Here is a 26,649-nt window from a genome sequence, read left to right on the forward strand (position 1 = left end):
GTGTGTTTCACTCATACCCATGTCGAACCTGGTTCAGACACCCCACTGAGCGATAACTTCCCGCAATCGTACAGCTATGGTTGCCGCCGGACCCGGTTCGATCATCTGGTTGTGTTCACAGTCGACTTCGGTGACTCGGATGTCGCCTTGTACAAACCTTCGCCATTCGGCCACGTCGTGTCCGTTCTCCGTAGATCTTCCGGCTACGAAGAACTCGATGGCCCCAAGATGGACAGGCGGTTGGTGCCGATTCGTCAATTCGACGGAGTGGGAGTAACCGCGACTGATCCGCGCTAGATGCTCCGCTTCGATTCCGATTCCGGCGCCCAGGGTCTGCTCCAGCAATTCCGCCGCTTCTTCGAAGGTTTCGACGGTCTCGGATCCCGCCGGCATCGCGAGCCCGGCCAGTAGTTCGGAGACCGAGAGTTCTGCGGGCTGATCGGAATCCGACGACGGATAGCTGTCGAGGATCGACAACGTCACGTCACGTCCGCTCCGAGTGAGACTGTGCGCCACGGCGTGTGCGATGACGCCGCCGAGCGACCAGCCAGCCAGATGGATCGGGCCGGTCGGTGCCACGGCTGCAATGCGATTCGCGTAGTCGTCGGCGAGTTCGGTCAGCGAGTCGAAGCTGGGTCCGCCGCTCAGGGACGGTAGCTGAAGACCGTATACGGGTTGATCCAGCTCGAGGTGCTTGACGAATTCTGCATAACCCCAGGACAATCCGATACCCGGATGGACGAAGAACAGTGGTGCTCGATCGGATCCGGCGCGCAGCGTGATCATCGGGGCGAGCAGATCCGAAGAATCGTCCGGTGTGTGTGCGTCCATTCCGTCAGCCGCCCGGGCGACACCGGCCGGTGTCGGATCCAGGAAAAGCGACTGCAACGGCACTCGCATCCCGAGGCGCTTCTCGAGTTCGATGGTTATTCGAGTGGCGACGATCGACGTTCCTCCCAGTTCGAAGAAGTCGTCGTCGACACCGATGTGCTCGTGACCGAGCACGGTCTCGAAGATGTCGACGACCGTTCGTTCGGTGTCATTGGTCGGCGGCGCGTACGGGACAGTACGACGCTCGAAGCTCGGCGTCGGCAGTGCTTTACGGTCCAGCTTGCCGACCGGTGTCACCGGAATTCGGTCGACGACGACAATCGCGCCGGGAACCATGTGCGCAGGCAGGCGAGAAGACAGGTGGCGGCGAAGCTCCCAGTCGTCGACGGTCTGTCCTTCCACAGGCTGGATGTAGGAGGCGATCATCGTCTCCCCCGACGGTGCTTCGTGCCCAAGTGTTGCGGCGAAGTAGACGGATGGGTGTGCCATCAGGACTGAGTCGATTTCGCCCAGCTCGATGCGGAATCCGCGGACCTTGATCTGGAAGTCGCTGCGGCCGAGGTATTCGAGTGTGCTGTCGGAGCGCCAGCGCACCAGGTCGCCTGTGCGGTACATCCGCTGGCCGGGTTCGCCGAACGGATCGGCGACAAATCGGTCGGCGGTGAGGTCGGGACGATTGTGGTACCCGCGGGCGAGTCCGGGGCCGGTCACGTACAGCTCCCCGATGACTCCCACTGGCACGGGCTTGAGGTGCCCGTCGAGGACCAGGCCGGCAAAGCCGATGGCCGGTCGGCCGATGTTGATGTCCTTGCCCGGCCGCATGGGTTCACTGACGCTGGCCTGGATGGTGGATTCGGTAGGTCCGTATCCGTTGAACATGCGGCGGTCTCGGCCCCAGATGTCCACGAGTTCGGGTGGGCAGGCTTCGCCACCGACTGCGAGCACGCGGAGTTCTGGCAGCGCGGAGCTTTCGATGGAGCTGAGCGCGGTCGGCGTGATGAACGCGTGTGAGACGTGTTCGTCGGCAAAGATTTCGGCCAACTCGGATCCGCCGAAGACCGTGGGTGGGATGACGACCAGGCAGGCTCCGCTGCCGAACGCCATCATGAGTTCGAAGACCGAGGCGTCGAAGCTCGGTGATGCCAAGTGAGAGATACGCGAATAGGGCTGGACGTTGAATCTCTGATGTTCCTCGGCGTTGAGGTTGGACAAACCGAGGTGGGTGACGATGACGCCCTTCGGCTTCCCGGTTGAACCCGAGGTGTAGATCAGGTACGCGGGATGCCCGTGATGCAAGGGGATCGTGCGGTCGAGGTCGGTGATCGCGGCGGCGCTCTGGCCGTCGATCTCGTCGACGGTCTGCGCTTCATCGAGGACCATCCACTCGACAGTGTCGGGAAGTTGACTGCGGTGAGCGTCGTCGGTGATGCCGAGTACGGCCCGCGAATCGTCGAGCATGTGGTTGATGCGATCGTCTGGATAGTTCGGGTCGACCGGCAAGAATGCTGCTCCGGTTTTCGTGACCGCCCAGATGGCGACGATCTCCGCCGTGGACCGCGGCAGACCCAGCGCCACAAAATCTTCGGGTCCGACACCGCGCCGGCACAACGCTCGAGCCAGCTTCGTCGATTCCTCGTCGAGCTCGCGGTAGGTCATCGACCCCTCGCGACTCGAGAGAGCTGGAGCATCCGGGTTCGAGGCGACTGCCTCGGCGAGGATCTCCGGCCACACCTGCACGCGAGTCGCTGCTGCACCGGATGCCGGCACCAGGGCTGCTGTTTCGTCGGCGGCGAGGATGCCGATGTCGGCGATACGTGTTGCGGGTTCGCGTCCGACAGTGTCGAGGATCAGACGCAGGCGGTCGGCAAAGCGCCGAATGGTGGCGGGTTCGAAGAGATCGGTTGCGAAGTCGAAGGCAGCGGACATCCCGGCCGGGGCGCCGGACTCGTCGAACTTCTCGTCGACGATCAGTTCGAGATCTTCCTTCGCGTATTCGGTTTCCACGGTGAGGCCTTCGATATCGAGGCCGGGCAAGTGGAAATGCGCTGGTTCGTTGTTCTGAAGTTCGAGGGCGACCTGGAACAACGGTGAGTACGACGTGGATCTGGTCGGATTGATGACGTCGACGAGCCGTTCGAATGGCAGATCCGAGTTCTGGAATGCGGCCAGATCGATTTCCCGGATGTGTTCCACCAGTTCGGCAAACGTGATGTCGGGGTCGACGCCTGTGCGCAGGACCAGCGTGTTGACGAACATTCCGACGAGGTGGTCGAGCGCTGCCTGACCGCGGCCGGCGATCGGTGTGCCGATGGTGACCTCTTCGGCGCCGGACAGCTTCGACATCAGCACGGCCAGTGCGCCGTGCAGAGCCATGAACATCGTCACTCCGTTTGCCCTGGTGAGGTCCGCGAGGGCGCGGTGGGTGTTGGCGTCGATGTCGAAGGTGAATCGGTCGCCGTGGAAGGTCTGTTGCACGGGCCGCGGGTGGTCGGTGGGCAGTGCGATGACGTCGTCGAGGCCGGCGAGTTGCTCACTCCAGTAGCGCAATTGGCGACTGATGACGGATTCCGGATCGTCTTCCGATCCGAGTACGCGGTGCTGCCACAACGTGAAGTCCGCGTACTGCACTTCGAGTGGCGCCCAGGTGGGTTCGGTTCCTGCCGTGCGCGCCAGGTAGGCCGTCATCACGTCGCGTGCGAGCGGCGCCATCGACGAACCGTCGGCGCAGATGTGATGGACCACGACAAACAGAATGTGAACGGGTTCATCGGTGTCGAGGCGGAAGAGCGCGACGCGCAGCGGCAGGTCCACCGACACGTCGAAACCGGTCGTGGCGAGTCGTTGCATGCGCTCTGCGAGTTCGTGCTCTCCCAACGTCATTTCACGGACCGGCGGTACGGCCTCGTCGGCGGTGAGCACTTTCTGAATCGGATCGCCGCCGACGGCGGGGAACACCGTCCGCAGGGTTTCGTGCCGCTCGACGACGTCGGCGATCGCCTGTTGCATGGCGGTGACGTCGAGGTCACCGGTGAGGCGAACAGCTAGTGGGATGTTGTACGCGGCTGAGCGTGTGTCGAACTGGTTCAGGAACCACATGCGCTGCTGCGCCAACGAGAGCGGGACGTTACCGTCGCGCTCCATGGGAGTGAGCGGCACAGTGCCGACGGCAGTGACAGCGTCGGAAAGCCGTTCGGCGAGCTGAGCTGTCGTCGGTGCCTCGAAGAGCACTCGCACCCCGACGTCGATGTTCAGTGCGGAGTTGAGCCGCGAGACCACACGAGTGGCGATCAGCGAGTTGCCGCCGAGTTCGAAGAAGTTGTCGTCGACGCCTACCTGCTCGACGCCGAGTACATCGATGAAGGCGTCGGCGATCCGACGCTCGAGGCTGGTGCCGGGAGCCCGGAATTCCACGCCGGTTCCGGTGAACTCCGGGGTCGGCAACGCTTTTCGATCGAGCTTGCCGACCGCGGTGCGCGGTAGCTCGTCGACGATCATGATACTGGCCGGAACCATGTGCGAGGGAACACGTCCGGCGAGGTGCGCGGTGATCTCTGCGCCGGTCAGCGTCGACCCTTCCTCGACGGTGAGGTAAGACGCGAGAACGGTTGCGCCAGCCGGTCCGTCGACGCCGAGTGTCACGCAGTTCGTGACACTTGCCATTGCAGTGATCTGGGCGTCCACCTCACCGAGTTCGATACGGAATCCGCGAATCTTGACCTGGAAGTCGCTGCGCCCGACGTACTCGATGGTGTGATCGCTTCGCCAGGAGGCGATGTCACCGGTGCGGTACATCCGGTCGCCTGGCTTGCCGAAGGGGTCGGCGACAAATCGCTCGCTGGTCAAGCCGGGACGCCGGTGGTATCCGCGAGCCAGGCCGATGCCGGCGATGTACAGCTCACCGGGAGCTCCGACGGGCACCGGTTGCAGCCGCGAATCGAGGATCATCTCGTGCACACCGCGGATCGGGCCACCGATCGTGATGGGTGCACCCACTGTCATGGGTTCGCTGATGTCTGCCATGACGGTTGTCTCGGTGGGGCCGTAGGCATTGACGAATTCCCGCCCGGGTGCCCACAGACCGACGAGATGTGGTGGCAGGGCCTCTCCCCCGACGACGACGTGCCGGAATTCGTCCAGGCCGGCCGGATCGACGGTGGCGAGTGCCGCCGTGGTGACGAACGCGTGAGTGACGTGTTCGCGGCGGATCAGACTTGCCAGTTCGGCGCCGCCGTAGATGTCGGTCGGGACGATCACCATGGTTGCTCCGACACCGAATGCCTGCAGGTACTCGAAGATGGCACCGTCGAAGCTGGGGGTGGCGAAGTGCAGGGTCCGAGAGTGGTGATCGGCGTGGAATCGACGTTGCTGATCGAGTGCGAAGCTGTCGAGTCCGGTGTGGGTGACGACAACTCCCTTGGGTCGGCCGGTGGATCCCGAGGTGTAGACCACGTAGGCGGCGTTGTCCATGACCACCGGTGCAAGCCGTTCGTCCTGGGCGATCGGCAGCGTGCAGCTTGTGGCGACGTCGTCGTCGAATGCTTCCTCTCCGAGCACCAACCAGGACACTATGGGTGGCAATGTGTCGATGGCGTCGACGACGGTCAACCCGAACAACACCTCGGAGTCGCTGAGCATGTGTTCGATTCGGTCGGCCGGATAGGTGGGGTCGACGGGGACGAACGCTGCGCCGGTCTTGGCCACTGCCCACACCGCGAGTACTGATTCGACGGACCTTTCGATGCCAATGGCGACCGACGTCTCGGGCCCGGCGCCGCGGCGGATCATGGCTCTGGCCAACTGGTTCGAGCGTCGGTCCAGTTCGATGTAGGTCATGGAACGGCTGCCTGCCGAGAGCGCGATGCGGTCGGGATATGTGGCGGAGACGTCGGCGAGTATTTCCGGGAGCGTACGAGCGGAGCGACCCGGGGATCCGAAGACCGGCGCAAGATCACGGCTCTCGAACTCCGTGAGAACCTGCAGGCGGGCCAGCGGCTGATCCGGCGCCGACGCCAGCTGCTCGAGGACGATGCCCACGCGCTCGGTGATCTTCGCGACTTCGCGGGCGGAGAAGTGCGTCGGCAAGTACTCCATCTTCAGGTTCAGCGTGTCACTTTCCGACGCGACAACGGCAATCGGATAGTGCGCCGAGTCGCGTCCGTCGATGCCGAGGACGTGCATTCCCGCGATGTCGGTTTCGGCGGTCAGGGCTGCCTCGTCGACGGGATACGACTCGAATACCGTCAGGGTGTCGAATGAACCGGCGGCGCCCACTGCTCCCGCGATGTCCGACAGTCCGATGTGGTGGTGGTCGAGTAGTGACGCTTGCTCGGATTGGACGCGAATGGCCAGTTCCGCGAGGGTTTCTCGGGCGTCGAGGCGGATTCGCACGGGCACTGTGTTGATGAACAAGCCGACAATCGATTCCACACCGGACACCTGTGGTGGGCGTCCGGAAACGGTTCCACCGAAGACGACGTCGTCGCGGCCGAGGAGTTCGGCGAGCACGATTCCCCAGGCCACTTGGACCAGGGTCGCCATGGTCAATCCGCGGCTTCGCGCGAACGCCCGAAGGGTCTCGGCTCGTTCGGTCGGCAGCGAGTACGAGTGAATGTCACTGGCAACGGTTTCGGCGGCGGTGCTCGCTTGCGAGAGTTGGGTGGATGAGTCCACTCCTCGTAGCGCTTCCTGCCAGGCTCGCAGAGAAGAGTCGGGGTGCTGCTTCGAGATCCAGGTGAGGTAATCGCGATACGACTGAACTCTGGGCAGAATCTCAGGGTCGCCGTCGGTTGCGTAGAGAGTGAGCAGGTCGCGAAGTAACAGCGGGGTTGACCAGCCGTCGAGCAGGATGTGGTGGTTCGTCACGACGAAGCGTGCTGTGTCCGGTCCGAATCGTACGAGCATGAACCGGATCAGGGGTGCTGTTTCCATATCGAAACGCTGAGCGCGATCACGCTCGAGCAGCTGAGCGAACGCGACTTCACTGTCCTCGGTCCCGGACAGGTCGATCTCGGCCCAGCCGATCTCGACACCGGAACGGATTACCTGCAGCGCCCGCCCTCCCGGCGCGGAGGCAAATCCCGCGCGCAAGCTCGGATGACGATCAACCAAGGCCTGCGCGGCGCGACGCAGGCGCGGTGCCTCCACCCGACCCCCGAGCTCGAGGGTCAGTTGCACCATGTACGGATCGATTTCCGTTTCGTCGAACTGGGCGTGGAAGAGCATGCCCGACTGCAGCGGTGACAGTGACCAGATATCGGTCAGGTCGGGGAACCTACGCTCGAGCTGTTCGATGCTCTGCTGATCCGCGGTGACGAGATCGAGATCGGTGGGCGTGAGCTCGCGCTCGGAGTGTTCGTCCACGTATTCACTCAACGAGCCGAGTGCTCGGGACCAGAGTTCCGCCAGTTCCGTGACTTCGGCTTCGCTGAGGATGCCGCGGGGGAAGGACCACGTAGCGCGCAGAATCGGACCGTGCGCGGTGTCGGTGGTGACGGCATTGATGTCGAGCACCGACGCGGCGGCAAGATCTCCGCTGTGCGCTTCGTCGAGCGTCACTTCCGAGATCGGCAGCCACGGCACCTCGCCGTGCTCGGGGTCCGAGCCGGCAAAACGTCCGAGGTAGTTGAACGAGATCTGAGGTGTGGGCAACTCCTGTAGTTCGTCGTTTCGGTCGAGGTACTTGAGCATCCCGAACCCGATGCCGTTGTCCGGCAGACCGAGCAGCGTTTCCTTGACGACTTTCACAGCGGAGGCCGCGGTTGATCCCCCGGACAGTGCATCGACGACATTGAGTCCGGTGAGATCGATCCGGACGGGGAACAAGGTGGTGAACCAACCGACTGTGCGCGAGAGGTCTGCGCCAGGCGCTGCGTTCTCCTCGCGCCCGTGTCCCTCGAGATTGACGAGCACTTCCCCGCTGCGCTGTCCGCGCGATCGACGCCAGGCGGTGACGGCAATCGCGAGAGCAGCAAGCAGCCCGTCGTTCACCGAGCCTCCGAAATGTCGTGGCACCGCCGAGATGATGTTCTCGGTCACCGAGGTCGGTACGTCGACGCTGACGCGGTCGACGGTGGCTCCGACGTCGACCGCGGGGTCTAGCCCGCGCGTTCCGAGCATTGGTTCGTCGGTCCGCATCCTCGACCACAGGTCGATCTCGTCGCGTCGATCTGCGGCGGTCTCGGCGAGCGCTGTCGCCCAGCGACGTATCGACGTTCCGCCGGGCGGAAGAATCGGTGTTTCGCCGTCGAACGCCGACGCATATGCCGTGACCAGGCCGGGGACCAGCATTCGCCAGGACACACCGTCGACCGCGAGGTGATGAAGTACCAGGAGCAACCGTCCCGCCTCAGGCCGGTTGCCGTTCGCGCTGACCGGATCCAACCAGACTGCGCTGATCATCTTGCCGTGCTCGGGATCGAGTCGGCTGGATGCGTCCTGCATCGCGGCTTCTGCCGCGCGCAGGAATTCTTCGCCGCCGGTGGACACGATGGGGGTTCGGTGCAAGATGTCGGAGGCTGCGACGGTGCCGGGTTCGCTGATCTCGAGTTGGTGAGTCACGGCCTCCAGACGTGCCCGCAGTACGTCGTGGCGGTCGAGGATCGTTTGTAGTGCGCGCTCCAGCGCGGGGCCGGACACATCCGCGGGCAGTGCGATCAGCGCGCTCTGGCTGTAACTGCGGATCGTGCTCAGGTCACCGCGACTGCGTTCGACGAGCCACTCCATGATCGGTGTGAGCGGTAGCGGGCCGGCTCCCCCGCCGGGTAGCTCGGTGAGAACCGGTGCCGTTTCCGATGATTCGATGAGGAGGACCTTGGTGAGGCCGGCCACGGTTTTCGCTTCGAAGACGTCCCGCGGAGTGAAGATGAGGCCTGCGGACTTCGCCCGTGAGACGAGTTGGATCGACATGATCGAATCGCCGCCGAGGCCGAAGAAGGAATCGTCCACTCCGATACCGCCCCGCCCCAGAACCTCTCCGAAGAGGTCCGCGAGGACCGCTTCGGTGGCGGTGGCTGGTGCCCGCGTCGCCTCGGTTGTTCCCGTCACGGTGAAGTCCGGAGCCGGGAGGCTGCGTCGGTCGAGCTTTCCGTTGACCGTCAGTGGAAGCGATTCGAGGACGACGATCGCGGTGGGCACCATGTACTCCGCGAGTTCGGCGGCGACGAAGTCGGTCACCGTCGCTGAATCGACGGTACTGCCTGTTTCGGCGACCACGTACCCGACGATCCGCGGTGACGCTCCCTCTGTGCGAACAAGTGCTACCGAGGCAGCGACGCCGGGGCAGCGGAGCATTGCGGCTTCGATCTCTCCGAGTTCGATGCGGAAACCACGCACCTTCACCTGGAAATCACTGCGGCCCACGTACTCCAACTGCCCCGCGTCGTTCCACCTCGCCAGGTCCCCGCTCCGATACATTCGATCCCCCGAACTACCGAATGGATCGGGAAGGAACCGCACCGAAGTCAATGCGGGTTTCCCGAGGTATCCCCGAGTCACCTGGTCACCGGCGACGTACATTTCGCCGACAACACCTGGTGGCACCAGGTTCAGTCGCCGATCGAGTACGTAGACGGACAATCCTGGTACTGCTCGCCCGATGATGCTCGCCGACGCGTGCTCGCTGTCGTTGCGGTCGAGCGCGATTCGACTGACGTGCACTGTCGTCTCGGTGATCCCGTACATGTTGACCAGCGTCGGCGCCGTGTCGGCCCGCCGGTCGTACCACTTGCGCAATTGCCCGAGATCGAGCGCTTCTCCACCGAAGACGACGTAGCGCAGTGCAAGGTCGAGACCGGTGCCGTTCGGTGAGTACGCACGGTCGGCTTCGGCGAGTTGGTAGAAGGCGGTGGGTGTTTGGTTCAGCACCGTCACTCGCTCACGGCGGAGCAGTTCGTGGAACATGTCCGGCGATCTGGTCGTGTAGTAGTCGACGACGACCAACCGGCCACCGTGCAGCAGTGGCCCCCACAGCTCCCAGACGGAGAAGTCGAATGCGTACGAGTGGAACATCGTCCACACGTCCGTGTTGTCGAACCCGAATGTCGGGGAGGTGTTGTCCATCAGAGTAAGGACGTTTCGGTGGCTGACCTGGACACCTTTGGGGCGCCCTGTGGATCCGGAGGTGTAGATGATGTACGCGATCGCGTCGGGCAGAAGTGGTGTCGTCCGGTCCGCGTCGGTGATGCGATGTGGCGCGGAGTGATCGAGGCGTACAGCGATCTCCGGCGATCCGAGTTCGACGATGTCGATGCCGGATTCGATGATCTCCGAAGGTAGGTCGCTTCGGAAGTCTCCGGTCGTGACCAGGCATACCGGCCGCGCGTCGTCGAAGAGGAATCGCATGCGCTCGGCCGGGTAGGTGATGTCGACCGGCAGGTATGCCGCCCCGGTTTTGATGACGGCGACGAGGGCGAGCACGAGATCGGTGGTTCTGGGCATCGCAACGGCAACCACGGATTCCGGACCGATACCGCGGCCGATCAGGAGCCGCGCCAGGCGGTTCGCGCGCCCGTCCAGTTCGGCGTACGTCATGGCGCCGTCGCTGTCGTTGACCGCGGTCGACGACGGATGTGCTGCAACAGCTTCGAAGAATCGGTCCGCGATGTTGTCGGCCGGAGCCGGTTCGGCGTGAGTGTTCCACTCGGTCAGCATCTGTCGACGCTCGCCGGCGCCCACGACGTCGATGTCACCGGTAGGAGTCGACGGCTCTCGGGAGACCGCCTCGAGGAGGGTGAGCAGCCTGCGTGAGAACGATTCGATCAATTTACCGTCGAACAGGTCTGTGGCGTAGATGAATTCGGCGTCGATTCCATCCGTTCCGCCATCCGCGTCGTAACGCTCGGTGACCGAGAGTTGCAGATCGAACTTGGCGACGGGTAGGTCGAACTCGACTCCCGAGACCGACAGCCCTGGCAGTTCGAGTTGCGGTAGCGCGTTGTTACGGAACTCGATGAGGATCTGGAACAACGGAGTGTGCGAAGTCGAGCGTTCCGGGGCGAGTGCGTCGACCAACCTTTCGAAGGGCAAGTCGGTGTGTTGGAACGCGCCGAGGTCGCCTTCGCGAACCTGGGCGAGTACGTCCTCGAACGACGCGTCGGGCGTGATCTGTGTCCGCAGCACAAGAGTGTTGACGAACATTCCGACCAGGTGATCGAGTTCGGCCTCTCCGCGTCCGGCGACGGGTGTACCGATGGCGATGTCCTCGGTACCCGCCAGGCGTGCCGCAAGTACCGCCAGTGCTGCGTGCACGACCATGAACATGGTGCTGCCGTGCTCGCGGGCCAGATCGGTCAGCGCCCGATGGGTCTGCGGCGATACCGCGAACCGGTGGACAGAGCCGACCATGGACGGCTTTGCCGGACGTGGGAACGACGTCGGCAGGGCGATCGGCTCGCCCAGTCCCGCGAGTCGGTCCTTCCAGTAATCGAGCTGACGGGTCAGAGCCGAGTCCGGATCTTCCTCGGAGCCGAGCACTTCGTGCTGCCACACAGCGAAGTCGCCGTACTGCACGGCCAGTTCCGACCAGCTCGGCGCACTGCCGGCGCTGCGGGCCGCATATGCCGCTGCCACGTCCGCTGCCAGGGGGTTCATCGAGAACCCGTCGGCGACGATGTGGTGGACGACGATCACGAGTACGTGCCTGCGCTCGTCCCCGTCGACGCGCAGGACCGCGCAGCGGATCGGAACTTCGGCCGAGGCGTCGAAGCCTGCCGAGGCCAGCTCGAGGATTCGATCGGACGCTCTGGCAGCAGTGACGATTTCCGGCTCCAGGATCGGCATGACCTCGTCGCTGGGCATCACCTGCTGCACCGGCTGTCCGTCGATCGAAGGGAACTTCGTCCGCAAGCTCTCGTGGCGACCCAATACGTCCGCTACCGCGGCCTGCAATGCGGCGAAGTCCAGATCGCCGTCGAGGCGCACTGCCAGGGGAACGTTGTAGGCGGGGGAGGTCACGTCGAACTGGTTGAGGAACCACATCCGCTTCTGTGCCAATGACACGGGCAGTGGATCCGGGCGAGATCGCCGAGTCAACGGTGGTCTGGGGTTCTCGCCGCGGCCGACACTCTCCGCCAGACGAGACAGCTGCCGAACTGTCGGAGACTCGAACAATCCTCGAACGCCGATGTCGGTGCCGAGAAGTGCGTTGACGCGGGCGATGACGCGGGTCGCGGTCAGTGAGTTTCCGCCGATGTCGAAGAAGTGAGTATCGATACCGATCGGGGACACTCCGAGCACGTCCTCGAAAACGCCCACGACCAGCCGTTCGAGCTCGGTCGCCGGTGCAGCGAGTGTTTCGGCATCGGTGTCGAAGCGAGGTGCCGGAAGAGCAGCCCGATCGACCTTGCCGACGCCGGTCAGTGGTAGCTCGTCGAGCACGACGACGCTCGCTGGCACCATGTGTGCCGGCAGTAGCTCCCGTGCCGCCGCCCGGATGTCCTCGGCGCTCACCGGGCGTTCGTCGTCGCAGACGACATATGCCGCCAAGGCCTGCTCGTCGGAGGGTCCGCGCACCGCCAATGTGACCGCGTACTCCACACCGGGCAGCTGACCCAACGCCGTGTCGACCTCGCCTAGTTCGATACGGAACCCGCGGATCTTGACCTGGAAGTCGCTGCGTCCGAGGTACTCGATGGTGCGGTCACTGCGCCAGCGCACCACGTCTCCGGTGCGGTACATCCGCTCCCCCGGCTCGCCGTACGGGTTGGCGACAAATCGTTCGCTCGTCAGCGATGAACGCCCGTGATAGCCGCGCGCGAGTCCAACTCCGGCGACATACAGTTCGCCGGGAACTCCGACGGACACCGGTTGAAGTCTGCGATCGAGGACGACCTCGCTGAAGCCGCGGTTCGGCGGCCCGAGATAGACCTTCTCACCGGCTGGAATGGGGTCACTGAGGTTGCAGGAGATGGTGGTTTCGGTGGGTCCGTAGACGTTGACGAACGATCTTCCCGGCGCCCAGGTGCGCACCAGGTCCGCCGAGGGAGCCTCGCCACCGACCGTGATGGTGGTCAGATCGTCGAGTCCCTCGGGATCCACCGACGTCAGCGCTGCGGGCGTGATGAACGCGTGCGTGACATGTCCCTCTCGGAGAACGTCGGCCAGTTCGGCCCCTCCGTAGACGGTGGTGGGAGCTACGACCAGTTCGCCGCCGACGGCGAAGGCGAGCAGATACTCGAGAACGGAGGCGTCGAAACTCGGCGAGGCGAAATGCAGTGCGCGTGAATTCTCCGTGAGACCGTAGCGATGACGCTGTTCGTCGGCGAAGTTCTCGAGACCGGTGTGCGTGACGACGACACCCTTGGGCCGGCCGGTCGAGCCCGAGGTGTAGATGAGGTAGGCAGTGTTCTCCAGCCGCGGGGTTCCCCGGCGCTCGTCTTCGCGTAGCGGTGACGTGGACACTCCGGAGAGCCGAGTGGCGTTCTCCGGGTCGTCGAGTTCGAGCCACTTCGTTGCGCCACCGCCGGCCGGTGCGTGTGCAGCCGTGGTCATTCCGAGCGATGATGCCGAGTCCTCGAGCATGAACGAGATCCGGTCACTCGGGTAGCGAGGATCGATCGGCACGAAGGCGGCGCCGGTCTTGGTGATCGCCCAGACCGCTGCGACGGATTCGAAGGACCGTTCCACACAGATCGCCACCCGTGAGTCCGGGCCCGCGCCTTCCGAGATGAGCACGCGCGCCCACTGATTCGACGCCTCGTCCAGCTCTCGATAGGTCATCTTTCTGTCACCACAGGACAGTGCGACCCGTTCGGGGAATCTGCTCGCGGTGTCCGAAAAGATGCGATCGAGTGTCCTTACCGAGCGGCCTTGCCGGCCGCGCGCGGGAACCAATTGCTGCACTTGCGAATCCGGCATCAAACGCAGTTTCGCCAGCGGAAGATCCGGTTGTGCGGTGATCAGTTCGAGGGTGCGGAGCAGCCGGTCCGCGATCGCGTCGATGTCGTGATCGCCCAGGACTCCCGGGAAATACTCGAATTTGAGCCGCAGTCGCCCGTCTGCCGCAGAGGCAACGATCGCGAGTGGATAGTGCGCGGCATCCTCGGCGTCGTGGACGTCGAGAACGTGCATTCCGGCGATGTCGGTGCCCGAGGAGAGTCCACCGCGGTCGACGGGATACGACTCGAACACAGTCAGCGTGTCGAACGATGCAGCGGCCCCCACTGCCGAAGTGATGTGCGAAAGCCCCACATGATGGTGATCGGACAACCGCGCCTGTTCCGCTTGGACACGAACGCACAGCGCTGCCAGTGACTCTCGCGGGTCGAGGCGAACTCGGACGGGGACAGTGTTGATGAACAAACCCACCATCGACTCGACGCCAGACACCTGGGGTGGTCGGCCGGAGACGGTTCCACCGAAGACGACGTCGTCGCGGCCGAGGAGTTCGGCGAGCACGATTCCCCAGGCCACCTGGATCAAGGAGGCTGTCGTCAGGCCACGGGAGCGGACGAATCCACGCAGAAGTTCCGTCTCACGTTCTCCGAGGGCTGTGGTGGTCGAGCGTGAGGTGGCGCCGTCCTCGTCGACGGCGTGAGTTCCGGTGAGCAGCGTCGGGTCGCCGAGTCCGCGGAGCGCTTCGCCCCAGGCTTCGATCGACACGCTGTCGTCGCGAGTGCTGATCCAGCTCAGATAGTCCCGGTAGGGGTGCACGCGTGGGATGGCACTGTGATCACTGTCGGTGGCGTAGAGCGTCAGTAGGTCACGGACCAGCAGCGGCATCGACCATCCGTCGAGGAGGATGTGGTGGTTGGTCAGGATCAACCGATACGCGTCGTCTCCGGTTCGCAGAAGCAGGAACCGCAGCAGGGGCGGCGTGGCCATGTCGAAGCCTCGCACCCGATCCGCATGGAGGAGCTCGCGTATCTCGGTTGCCTGTTCGGTGGGGGCCAACGGAGAGATGTCGATCTCGGTCCACGGCACGTCCACGTCGGCGCTGATCACCTGCACCGATCGCCCACCGGTGTCGGTCGTGAACGCAGCTCGCAGGTTCTCATGACGGTCGAGCAACGCCTGTGCGGCGCGGTGCAACCTGGACGCGTCGACGCCGTCGAGTTCGAGTGCGAGTTGGACGGTGTACGCGTCGACTGTGTGTTCGGCGTAGCGGGCGTGGAAGAGCAGTCCGGATTGCAGCGGTGAAAGGGACCAGACGTCGGTCAGTGTCGGGAACTCGCGCTCGAGGTGGTCGATGGACTCCTGGTCCAGTTCGATCAGGTCGATGTCCGACGGTGTGAGTCCCCCGCGTTCGCTGTGTTCGGCGTAGGTGGCCAGAGCGCGCAACGACTGCACCCAGAGTTCGGCGATGGCGCGAGCATCGCGCTCTGCCAGCACGCCGGTGGGATAGGCGATAGTGGCACCGATGTGCGGTGCACCCGAGATTTCGGTGGTGACGACATTGACGTCCAGGACCGAACCCACGGGCATCTCGGACCGAGCTGCCGCTTCCAGATCGACGTCACGGGCCAGTGCCCAGTCCCCCAGCGACTCTCCTGCCTCGGTGCCGGAGAAACGACCGAGATAGTTGAAGGAGATCTGCGGTTGGCGGAGATCTTCCAGTTCCGCTCGGCCCACCTCGTCGAGATAACGCAGAACTCCGTACCCGATGCCGCTGTCCGGAACTCCCAACAGTTCTTCCTTGACCCGCTTGAGAACCACCGCTGCCTCGGGGCCGCTGCTCAACACGTTCGAGATGTCGATGTCGGCGAGGTCGATTCGCATCGGGAAGACACTGGTGAACCAGCCGACGGTGTGCAGGACGTCCGCACCGGGCACCACGTGAGCCTCGCGTCCGTGACCTTCCATCGAGACGAGCACGTTGTCGGTTCGTATGCCCTGTGCCTGCCTCCACTGCGTCAGTGCCAGCGCGAGAGCAGCAACGAGACCGTCGTTGACGGATCCACCGAAGAGCGCGGGAAGCGTGGTCAGGACTGTGTCGGACAGTTCGACGGGCACGTCGGCGACAACTCGGCCGACCGAATCGAACGTGTCGAGCCGCGGGTCCAGCGGCCGGGTTCCGATCAGAGGGTCGTCACCTTCGAGGATCGAACGCCACCGGGGCAATTCGACTCTTCGATCGGGCGCGATGTCACGGAGCGCATGCGACCAACGACGAACCGACGTGCCCGAATACGACGGCTCCGGCTCCTCGCCGGCGTCGATCCGGTGGAAAGCGGACGCAAGTTCCGGTACGAGCACGCGCCAGGACACGCCGTCCACCGCGAGGTGGTGGATCACCAGGATCAACCGGCCGGTGTTGCGTACGCCGGACAACCAGACGACCCGCACCATCTCGCCCCGGACGGGGTCGAGTTCTCGACGTGCATCACCCAGGGCAGCGACGATCGCCGCGTCGAACACTGCGGAGCCCGGCTCGGCCTCGACCTCGACTACCCGGCAGATGTCCTCGGCTGCAACAGATCCCGGATCGTCGACAACGAGCCCGCGCTCGCCGTCGAGTTCGAGACGCGAGCGAAGGATGTCGTGACGATCGAGAACAACTTGAAGCGCTGCGGTCAACTGCTCCGCACTGCGAAGCCCGTGCGGCGCATTGAGAAGAGTCGCTTGGGAGAACGAATCGAGCCCCTGGAGATCGGAGCCGAGCCGGTCGAGCCACCACTGAGCCACCGGCAACAACGGCACGTGGCCGACGCCGCCTCCGGGAAGTTCCTCGAGCACCTCGGGTTCGTCGTCCTTGGTCGATGCCAGCAAAACCGCAAGACCGGCGACCGATTTCACCTCGAAGACGTCACGCGGGGTGAACACGAGCCCGGCGTCGCGGGCACGGGCGACGAGCTGAATCGACATGATCGAATCGCCGCCCATCGAGAAGAACGAGTCGTCGACGCCCACCGATTCGACACCGAGGACATCGACGAACAAGGCGGCCAGCGTGCGCTCGGTATCGGACTCGGCAGCCCGCGAGCGTGCCTGGGTTGCTCGCAGGTCGGGAACCGGCAGGGCTCGGCGGTCGAGCTTTCCGTTGGCAGTCATCGGCAGTTCGTCGAGCACGACCACCGCCGCAGGAACCATGTACGGGGCCAGAGCCGAGCCCGCGAACGCGATGACGGCCTCGGGATCCACAGTCTGAGCATCGTTGGCGGGCACGACGTATCCGACGATTCGCGCGGCGCCTCCGTCACGTTCGAGCGTGGTCACCACGGAATGCGCGACCCCGGGGTAACGAGCCAGAACTGCTTCGATCTCGCCGAGTTCGATGCGGAACCCACGAATCTTGACCTGGAAATCACCTCGGCCCTGGTACTCGAGTTCGCCGTTCTTGTTCCACCTGGCGAGGTCGCCGGTGCGGTACATCCGTGTGCCCGCACTGCCCGCGGGATTGGGCACGAAACGTTCGGCGGTGGTGCCGGCGCGGTTGCGGTAACCGCGGGCGAGTCCGTCGCCACTGACGTACAGCTCCCCCGTCACTCCGACCGGGACGCGGTGCAGGCGATTGTCGAGGACCCACGCAGTGATGCCTGTCGACGGGCGACCGATCGTCACTCGATCGGCCGGGGACATCGGCTCGGTGATGCTGGCGACGACCGTCGATTCGGTCGGTCCGTAGGCATTGATCATGATCCGGTGATCACTGACCCAGGCGGCGACGAGATCGGGCGGGCAGACGTCGCCACCGGTTCCGATGCAAACCAGCTCGTTCAGTTCGCTCGGATCGACCGTGGCCAGAGCGGCCGGGGTGATGAAGGCGTGCGTGACGTGCTGATCGGCGATCAGGCTCGTCAGTTCGGTTCCGCCGATGATGCTCGGTGGAGCGATGACCATCGTGGCCCCGGCACCAACGGCCATCAGGAGTTCGAGAATCGAGGCGTCGAAGCTCGGTGAGCTGAAATGCAGCGTGCGCGAAGTCGATTCCACCCCGTATCGAGTACGTTCCTGTTCGGCGAGTGCCGAAAGCCCACGGTGAGTGACCATGACACCTTTGGGGACGCCGGTGGAACCGGAGGTGTAGATGACATAGGCGGGATTGTCCAGAGACACCGTCCCCGCCAGTTCCGAGGCCTCCAGCCGCTGATCTCCGAACTGTTCGAGGGTTACCAGTGTCTCGGCCTGATCGAGCAGAACTGCGTCTGCCTCGTCGGGGACGACACCCACATGCTCGGCGGTGGTGAGGACGACGCCCGCTCCCGAGTCGTTGATCATGTGATGTACGCGGTCGACGGGGTACGCCGGGTCGACGGGTACGAATGCGGCGCCGGTCCGAGCAACCGCCCAGATCGCGACCACGGATTCCAGTGAGCGTGGCAATGCCAGGGCGACAACGGATTCCGGACCTGCCCCGCGGCCGATCAACAGTCGTGCAAGCCGATTGGCCCGGCGGTCCAGATCGGAGTACGTCAGATGTCGGTCGCCGAAAATCAGTGCAGTTCTCTGCGGTTCGTCGACGTACTTCCGCTCGAGCAACGTCGAGAAGTGAACCTGGCCGGGAAGTTCCGGTGCAGACACGACGCTCATCGTGTCGGTGTCGACCACGAGATCGATGTCGCCGACCGGCGTGTGCGGTGATTCGGTCACCGCACCGAGGATCCGAACAAGATATCGAGCGAAGCCTTCGACCGTCGACTCGTCGAACAGGGCGCTCGCGTAGGTGAACCCGGCCTCGATTCCCGCCGGCCGGCCGTCGTCGTCGAATGTCTCGGCAAGCGTGAGTTGCAGATCGAAATTCGAGACGGCGGATTCGAGTTCGAGGACCTCGACCTCGAGGTCCGTCAGACGAACTGCTGGTCGACTGGTGTTCTTGAACTCCAGCATCACCTGGAACAACGGGGAATGCGAAGTCGACCGCTCCGGAGCCAGTGCATCGACGACGCGCTCGAAGGGGACGTCTGCGTGAGCGAAGGCGTCGAGGTCGGTGCTGCGAACTCTGGCCAACAGATCGGTGAACGAGGCTGCGGGGTCGACATCGGCGCGCAGGACCAACGTTCCGACGAACATACCGACCATCGGATCCAGGAGGGCATTTCCGCGTCCGGCGATCGGCGAGCCGATCGTGATGTCTTCCAGGCCGGACAATCTGGCCACGAGCACCGCGTACGCGGCGTGTATCGCCATGAACATACTGCTTCGGTGTTCGATCGCGGTTTCGCTCAGACGACGATGGATGCCGGCATCGATGTCGAATCGAACGACGCCGCCCGAGAGATCCTGTACACGCGGCCTCGGACGATCTGCGGGGAGCGCGAGAAGCTCGGGCACACTTGCCAGCTGACGTGTCCAGTACTCGAGCTGGCCGGCGAGGGTGCTCTCCGCTTCGTCTATCCGTCCGAGAGCCCTTTCCTGCCAGATCGCGAAGTCCGCGTACTGGACCGGGAGAGGAGACCAGTCGGGTGCCTCACCTCGATGCCGTGCCGAGTACGCGCTCATCACGTCGCACGCCAACGGTGCCATCGAGAATCCGTCGGCGCAGATGTGATGGACGACCACAGCCAGGACGTGATCTTCTGCGTCGACCTCGATCAGTTCCGCCCTGATCGGTGGAGCCTGCGTCACGTCGAAGCCCCTTGAGGTGACGCGTTCGATCTCCCCGAGTACCGCTTCGGTGCTCGCGCCGACAATCGGTAGCGACCCCAACGCTTCACCGGGTTCCACGATTACCTGCGCCGGCACTCCCTCGATCATGGGAAACAGCGTGCGCAGCGATTCGTGGCGATCGAGCACATCGGTGATCGCGCCTTCCAAGGCCGCAACGTCCAACCGGCCTCTCAGCCTGATCGCTATGGCCACGTTGTACGCCGCGGAGGTGACGTCGAATTGATTGACGAACCACATGCGCTTCTGGGCCAGCGACAGCGGAATCGACTGCGGCCGCGGAAACGCCTCGAGCGGAAGAACGGCTGCTCCCCCTCGCGCCGTGGCGCACTCGACCGCCAACTGCGCAACGGTCGGCGCGTCGAACAACTCTCTGATCGACAGGTTCAACGAGAGTGAATCGTTCACGCGCGCCACGGCTCGGGCAGCGACGAGACTGTTTCCGCCGATCTCGAAGAAGTTGTCGTGAACACCGACTGCCCCGGATTCCAGAAGCTCCTCGAAGATCGCCGCCAACTGTGCTTCGAGCGGTGTTCTCGGCGCCAGATACGTCTGCGAACTGTCGAAGCTGGGCGCGGGCAGAGCTTTCCGATCGAGCTTGCCGGTCGAGCCGAGCGGAAACACGTCGAGGGCGATGACCACTGCGGGAACCATGTAGGCGGGAAGGAGACCTCTCAACTCGGCGCGCATGCCGTCCGTGTCGATCGAGGTGCCTGTCTCGGCGATGACGTAGCCGACCAAGCTGTCACCGACCACGTCGTCGTGATGGACGAGAGCAGCAGCTTGCGTGACACCGGGCAGCCTGAGCAACGCTGCTTCGACCTCGGCGAGCTCGATGCGCTGGCCGCGGATCTTGACCTGGAAATCGCGTCGACCGACGTAGTCGAGCAGCCCGTCGGCGCGCCACCGGACGACATCACCGGTTCGGTACATCCGGGTGCCAGCCGGGCCGTACGGATCGGCCACGAATCTGTCGGCGGTGAGATCGCTGCGCCCGAGGTATCCACGCGCCAGTTGCACTCCCGCCAGGTACAGCTCGCCGTGAACGCCGACCGGAACGGGATGCAGCCGCCCGTCGAGGACATAGAGCTGGGTGTTCCACACAGGCGCACCGATGGGAACGGTGACGGTCATGTCTGGGGTGAATTCGGCGGCGCTCACGTCGACGGCAGCCTCCGTGGGTCCGTACAGGTTGAACAATCCTGCAGAACTCAGACGGGTGAACGCCTCCGCGGTGGTGGGAGCGAGAGCTTCACCGCTGCAGAACACCTGACGCAGGCTTGCGCACTGCCCGGCAGTCGCGACCGCGACGAATTCCGCGAGCATCGACGGAACGAAGTGCGCCGTCGTGACGCCTTTTTCGGCCATCAACGCCGACAGGTACCCGGGATCACGGTGCCCCTCCGGTTCCGCGATCACCAACTGCGCACCAGTCTGCAGGGGCCAGAACAGTTCCCACACCGAGACGTCGAAGGTCACCGGAGTCTTGTGCAGCACCACGTCCGACGCGTGAAGTGAGTACGCGTCTTGCATCCACAGAAGGCGATTGACGATCGAACGGTGTGATACTGCAACGCCTTTCGGCCGACCGGTCGATCCGGACGTGAAGATCACGTATGCAGCATTGTCCGGGAGGAGGGGTCGGATCCGATCAGCGTCGGTGATCGGCACCGTCGTGGACACGGGACGATCGAGATCGACGTCGACGATCGGGACTCGCGCGGGAAGTGCGCCGTGGTCCTGGGGCCGGCTCAGCACACAGATCGGTGCGGCGATGTCGAAGACGTACGCGATACGTTCGGCCGGATGGTCGGGGTCCACCGGGACATACGCCGCGCCGGCACGGATCACGGCGTGGACCGCGACGAGTAGTTCGGGTGACCGGCGAATCGACACCGCGACGCGCATGTCCGGGCCGACACCGTGGGCGATGAGGGTTCTGGCAAGTTCACTGACCCTCGCGTCGAACTCCGCATACGTCAGTGTCCGCTCGCCGTAGATGAGCGCGGCCCCCTCGGGCGTCCGGGCTGCCTGCTCCGCCACCAGGTCGGAGAGGGTGGTGATCGGTACGGCGTGTTCGGTGGCATTCCAGCGCTCGAGGACCAGTTCCGCCTCGCCCACAGCTGTGAGATCGACGTCGCCGACGATTGATTCGGGGTCGGCCGCTACCGCGTCGAGGAGCATCGTGAAGCGATCAGCGAGGCCCGACATGGTGTCCGAGTCGAAAAGTTGGCTGGCATAGTTCAACTGGCCGTCGAGATGGTCGCCGCGGTCGGTGAGAATGACCTGAAGATCGAACTTCGCTGCACCCGTGGACAGTTCGTCAACAGTGATGTCGAGCTCGGGCAAGGTGACCTCGGCGGGAGCAGCGCCTTGCATCACCAACATGACCTGGAACAGCGGTGCCTGGCGCTCTGCGAGGGATTCGACGAGTACGTCGTACGGCACTTCGGTGTGCTGCAAGGCCGCCACGTCGACGTCCCGGACGCGGGTGAGAACTTCACCGAAGGTGAGTCCCCCGTCGAGAACCGTCCTCAGCACCACCGTGTTGACGAACATTCCGACGACGTCGTCGAGGGCGCGCTCGCTACGCCCGGCCACCGGGGTGCCGATCGTGATGTCGTTCGCTCCACATTCTCGACTGAGCAGGACGGCCAGCGCGGCGTGGATCACCATGAACACGCTGACGTCGCATCGCGCCGCGATCTCGCCGACCCGGCGGTACGTCGCGGAGTCGATCCGGAAATCGAGATCTCCACCGCGCAGCGAGACACCTGCAGGCCGCGGGTGATCCATCGGCAGTTCCGCGAGCTCACCGCGTTCGGCGAGCGTGTGCGACCAGAACCGCAACTGCTCGGCGAGAATCGAATCCGGGTCGGACGCTTCGCCGAGCGCTCCTCGTTGCCATTCGCTGAAATCGCCGTACTGCACTTCGAGCGGCAACCACGCCGGTACACGCCCGCTCGCCCTCGACGCGTAAGCGACCATCACGTCACGAGCCAGCGGCGCCATCGACAGGCCGTCCGCTGCAATGTGGTGAACGACGAGGACCAGCGTGTGCTCGCGTTCGTTCACCTCGAGCAGAGTGGCGCGGATCGGCACCGATTCGCTGACGTCGAATCCCGTTCGTGCCAGTTCGCTCGCCCGCGCTGCGGCCGCTGCGGCAGGCACCGTTTCCACCTCGAGATGATCGAACATCTCGTCCACACCGAGAACGTGCTGGACCGGACCACGGGCGCTCTCGGGGAAAACGGTCCGCAAGACCTCGTGCCGAACGATCACGTCCCGCAGTGCGGTGAACAGTGCGTCGACGTCGAGATCGCCGGTCATCGAAACCGCGATCGGAATGTTGTACGCCGGCGAACTCGGATCGAGTTGATTGGTCAGCCACATACGTTGCTGAGCCAGAGATACCGGTATCCGGTCAGGGCGATCGATACGCGTCAGTGCTGGGGCGCGCGTGTTCCGCGAGTCCGCGAGGTCTGCGCGAGCAGCCAGAGCGGAGACGGTCGGCGCCTCGAAGAGGTCGAGAACGCTCAGCGTCGTCCCGAGTGCTCCGTTGACCCTCGACACGACTCGGGTCGCGATCAGCGAGTCACCGCCGAGGTCGAAGAAACTGTCGTCTGCTCCTGCCCTGGTGATGCCGAGCAGATCGCAGAACACCGCAGAAATTCGCTTCTCGGTCGAGGTCTCGGGGGCACGGTATTCGGCCGTGCCGCCAGCCGAATCGATGTCCGGTAATGCTTTCCTGTCGATCTTTCCGGCGGGAGTCAGTGGAATGGAATCGAGTACGACGATCCGCGACGGAACCATGTGCGCTGCCAACGAGGATCCGGCGTGGGCGATCAATTCGGAGTTGTCGATGTGCGTGCCCTCAGCCGCCGTGACGTACGCCGCCAACAGTGTTTCCCCACTCGGGCCCGAAACTCCGGCGGTGACGGCCTGCGCGACGCTCGGATGGCGGCGCAGTACGTCGTCGATCTCGCCGAGTTCGACGCGGAAACCGCGGATCTTGATCTGGAAGTCGCTCCGTCCGAGGTACTCCAGCTCACCCGCGCCGTTCCACCGCGCGAGGTCACCCGTGCGGTACATGCGCTCTCCCGCAACGCCGTTGGGGTCGGCGACGAATCGTTCGGCCGTGATCGTGGCTCGCGCGTGGTATCCACGCGCCAAACCGATACCGCTCACATAGAGTTCGCCGGCGACACCGATCGGCACCGGTTGAAGCCGCGAATCCAGGAGGACGGCCGCGGCGCCGCGCATCGGCTTTCCGATGGTGACGGGAACATCGCTGCTCAGCGGTCCGGTCAGGGTGGCGACGACGGTGGTTTCGGTCGGTCCGTACGCGTTGAACATCGAGCGTCCGTGTGACCACTGATCTACCAGCGCGGGCGAGCAGGCGTCGCCGCCGGTCACGACCACTCGTAGATCCGGTAGGCCGGCGGGATCAACTGTTGCCAGCGCGGCCGGGGTGACGAAAGCGTGTGTCACCCGGCCGACGCGCATCACCTGGGCCAGTTCGTCGCCGCCGTACACGGTGGGCGGCGCTATCACCATCGTCGCCGCGCCGCCGAAGGCAAGGAGAAGTTCGAGTACCGAAGCGTCGAAGCTCGGCGACGAGAAATGCAGGGTGCGGTCGCCTGGTTCGACTCCGAACCTGATTCGTTCTTCGTCGGCGAAGCTGCTCAGCCCGCGGTGACTGACCACGACGCCTTTGGGGACGCCGGTAGATCCCGAGGTGTAGATCAGGTAAGCCGGGTCGTCGTAGCGCACGCGTGAGCGACGTTCGCCATCGTCGAGCGGTGCGTCCGAGCGGTACGCGTTCGGTTCGTCGGTGCTGAATTCGTCCAGAAGCAGCCAGTCCACCGAATCGGCGAGCCCGGCATGGTGCTCCCCCACGCTGATTCCGACAACAGCTCCCGAATCGGTGAGCATGTGCCGAATACGATCCTCGGGGTAGTGCGGATCGATCGGAAGGAAGGCGCCGCCGGTCTTGGCCACTGCCCACGTCGCGGTCACCGATTCGATCGACCTCGACAGTGCAAGGGCGACGTAGGTGCCTGGGCCGACTCCCCTGTTGATCAGTTCGCGGGCGAGTGTGTTCGACTCGGCGTCGAGTTCCCGGTAGCTCACCTCACGATCACCGAAAACGAGCGCTGGGGCATCGGGGTTCACAGCCGCGGCCCGGCGGAGGATATCGGGCAGGGTCAACGGCGCGGACGCGGTCGCTCCCTGTGCCGGCACCAGGGACTCACGCTCGAACTCGTCGAGAAGATCGAGATCTCCGACCGACGTTCGCGGGGCTGCCGCTGCGCCCGCAAGGATCCGCACCAGTCGCGAGAGGAAGGCTTGGACCGTGGATTCGGCGTAGTGCTGCGTGGAGTACGCCACCTCGAGGGCGCCGGTATCCGCGTGGACGTCGATCGCCACATCGAGGCCGGCAATCGTGGTCTCCTGCGAGCCGTCGTTGAGATGGACGTGCAACTCGGGCAGCTCGGGGATACCTGCCGCCGATCGAACCAACAACGTGTCGCGTTCTCGAGCAAGAAAACTCACGAACTCGTCGAACGGCGCCGCCGGATCGACCTCGCAGCGCAGTGGCGAAGTCCCCCACTCGGTCCTCGTTCCGATCAACACGTCACGGCGCTCGGTCGATCTCGACAACAATGCCGCAAATGCCGCGTGGACAACGGCGAAGAGTGAGACATCTTCCGTACGTGCAAGTTCGGCGACCGCGGGATCGAGCGGGAAGCTGAGCCGATTCGTAGTGGTCGGCTCCGATTCTGCGTCGATTCGCTCGAGCCCCAGCGCCGAACCCTCGTCGGAGTCCCCCAGATATCCAGCCCAGAACCTTTCGGTTTCCCTCCGCTGCGCACTGCGTGCCCCGGCCTCGGCGCTTGCCGGATGAATCCGGTTCATCGGCGTACCGGCCGGTGCTGCTGTCAGTTCTGCGACCAACTCGGTGAACGCCCGGTGGTGTTCAACCAGTTCGTCGTGACCGTAGCGATTGGGGTTGCCACGAAAGTCGATCAACGTCTGAGCTGGGTCGCCACTCTGGTACACGTTGACCAGGAGATCCTCGACGGGCCCCGACGTGACGATGTGAAACTCGCCGGTCAGTGATCCCAGTGTTATCTCCTGCCGGAAGAGCATCACATTCATCATCGGACCGGACAGTCGTGCATCGCCGACCGCCAAGCCCGCATCGCGCCTGATGTCTTCGAGACTGCATCGCTGATGACGAAGCGCGCCGAGGAGTTCGAGTTGGACCCGCCCGACCAGATCGTCCACGCTTTCGTCGGGGTCGACGTGGATGTGAAGGGGCGCGACGTTGACCAGCATTCCGCCGGAGCGTTGCAGCGGTGCCGTGGTCCTCGCCGAGACCGGCAGATTTATCAGAACGTCGTCGTAGCCGGTGTTGCGAGACAAATAGCACGCCAGTGCAGAAATCAGCACCGCCGCCGCAGTGGCACCGGAACGCGAATTCCACTCGTCCAAGGCAACAAGGCTGTTCGCCGACATCGCGGCACTGACGAGTTCGCTACGCGCGGTCGGAGGTCCCTCACGCGTTGCCAACGTAGAACCGTGCTCGACGCCGGACACTCGCTGGGCCCAGTATTCGCGGTCGGCCTCGAACCGACTCGATTCGCGGTACTTCTGATCGAGTTCGGACAGCGTCGTGACGTCGAGCGCCTTGTTTACCGCAGGCTCCCGGCCCTCGACTGCTGCGGTGTAGATCGCGGCAATGCGATTCACTATCGTCATTCCGCTGTATCCGTCGAGAGCAACGTGGTGAATCCTGGTGTACCACAAGTAGTCTCGATCGCCAGTTTGGAGAATTGTCATCTCGACGAGACGATCACGCGTCAAGTCGAGCGTCGTCGCGTAATCGTTGTCCATCCACTCCGACGCAGCCTGCCGAGGGTTCTCACGCTCGCGGAAGTCGAAGTAGTCGATACCCGGATCGATCGTGAAGTCCACGATCTGGCACGGCTCACCATCGGGGTACATCAACCGCAGAAATGGCGACTCGAACTCGTGGGCGGCCTCCACTGCAGCGCGGCTGAGCAGTTGCATGTCCAGGTCGCCGTGGAACTCGATGTACTGCGCAATGAAATACGGCACCGTCGGGTGAAGTTGCTGCGCAAACCACATACTGCGCTGCACCGCTGACAGGGGAAACGCCCCTGCCGGCAGGCTTCGCGATCCGGTCAGCGGATCGATCCTCTTGTCGGTATCCATCACGACCACCCCCACACAGCGTTGTGACGATCAGCGCCG

The 26,649-nt window shown here is 64.2% G+C and carries 1 protein-coding gene; it reads right to left on the bottom strand.

Annotated features, from left to right (window positions below; all coding sequences use genetic code 11):
- Positions 1-33: 33 nt before the first annotated feature.
- Positions 34-26,610: a non-ribosomal peptide synthase/polyketide synthase gene (locus GJB56_RS07885; protein WP_113683659.1), complete on the bottom strand. Its 26,577-nt coding sequence runs from the start codon at positions 26,608-26,610 to the stop codon at positions 34-36.
- Between the last annotated feature and the right edge of the window lie 39 nt (positions 26,611-26,649).

Origin of the sequence: Rhodococcus sp. AQ5-07 (assembly GCF_009707305.1) — a bacterium.
Classification (GTDB): Bacteria; Actinomycetota; Actinomycetes; order Mycobacteriales; family Mycobacteriaceae; genus Rhodococcus_F; species Rhodococcus_F erythropolis.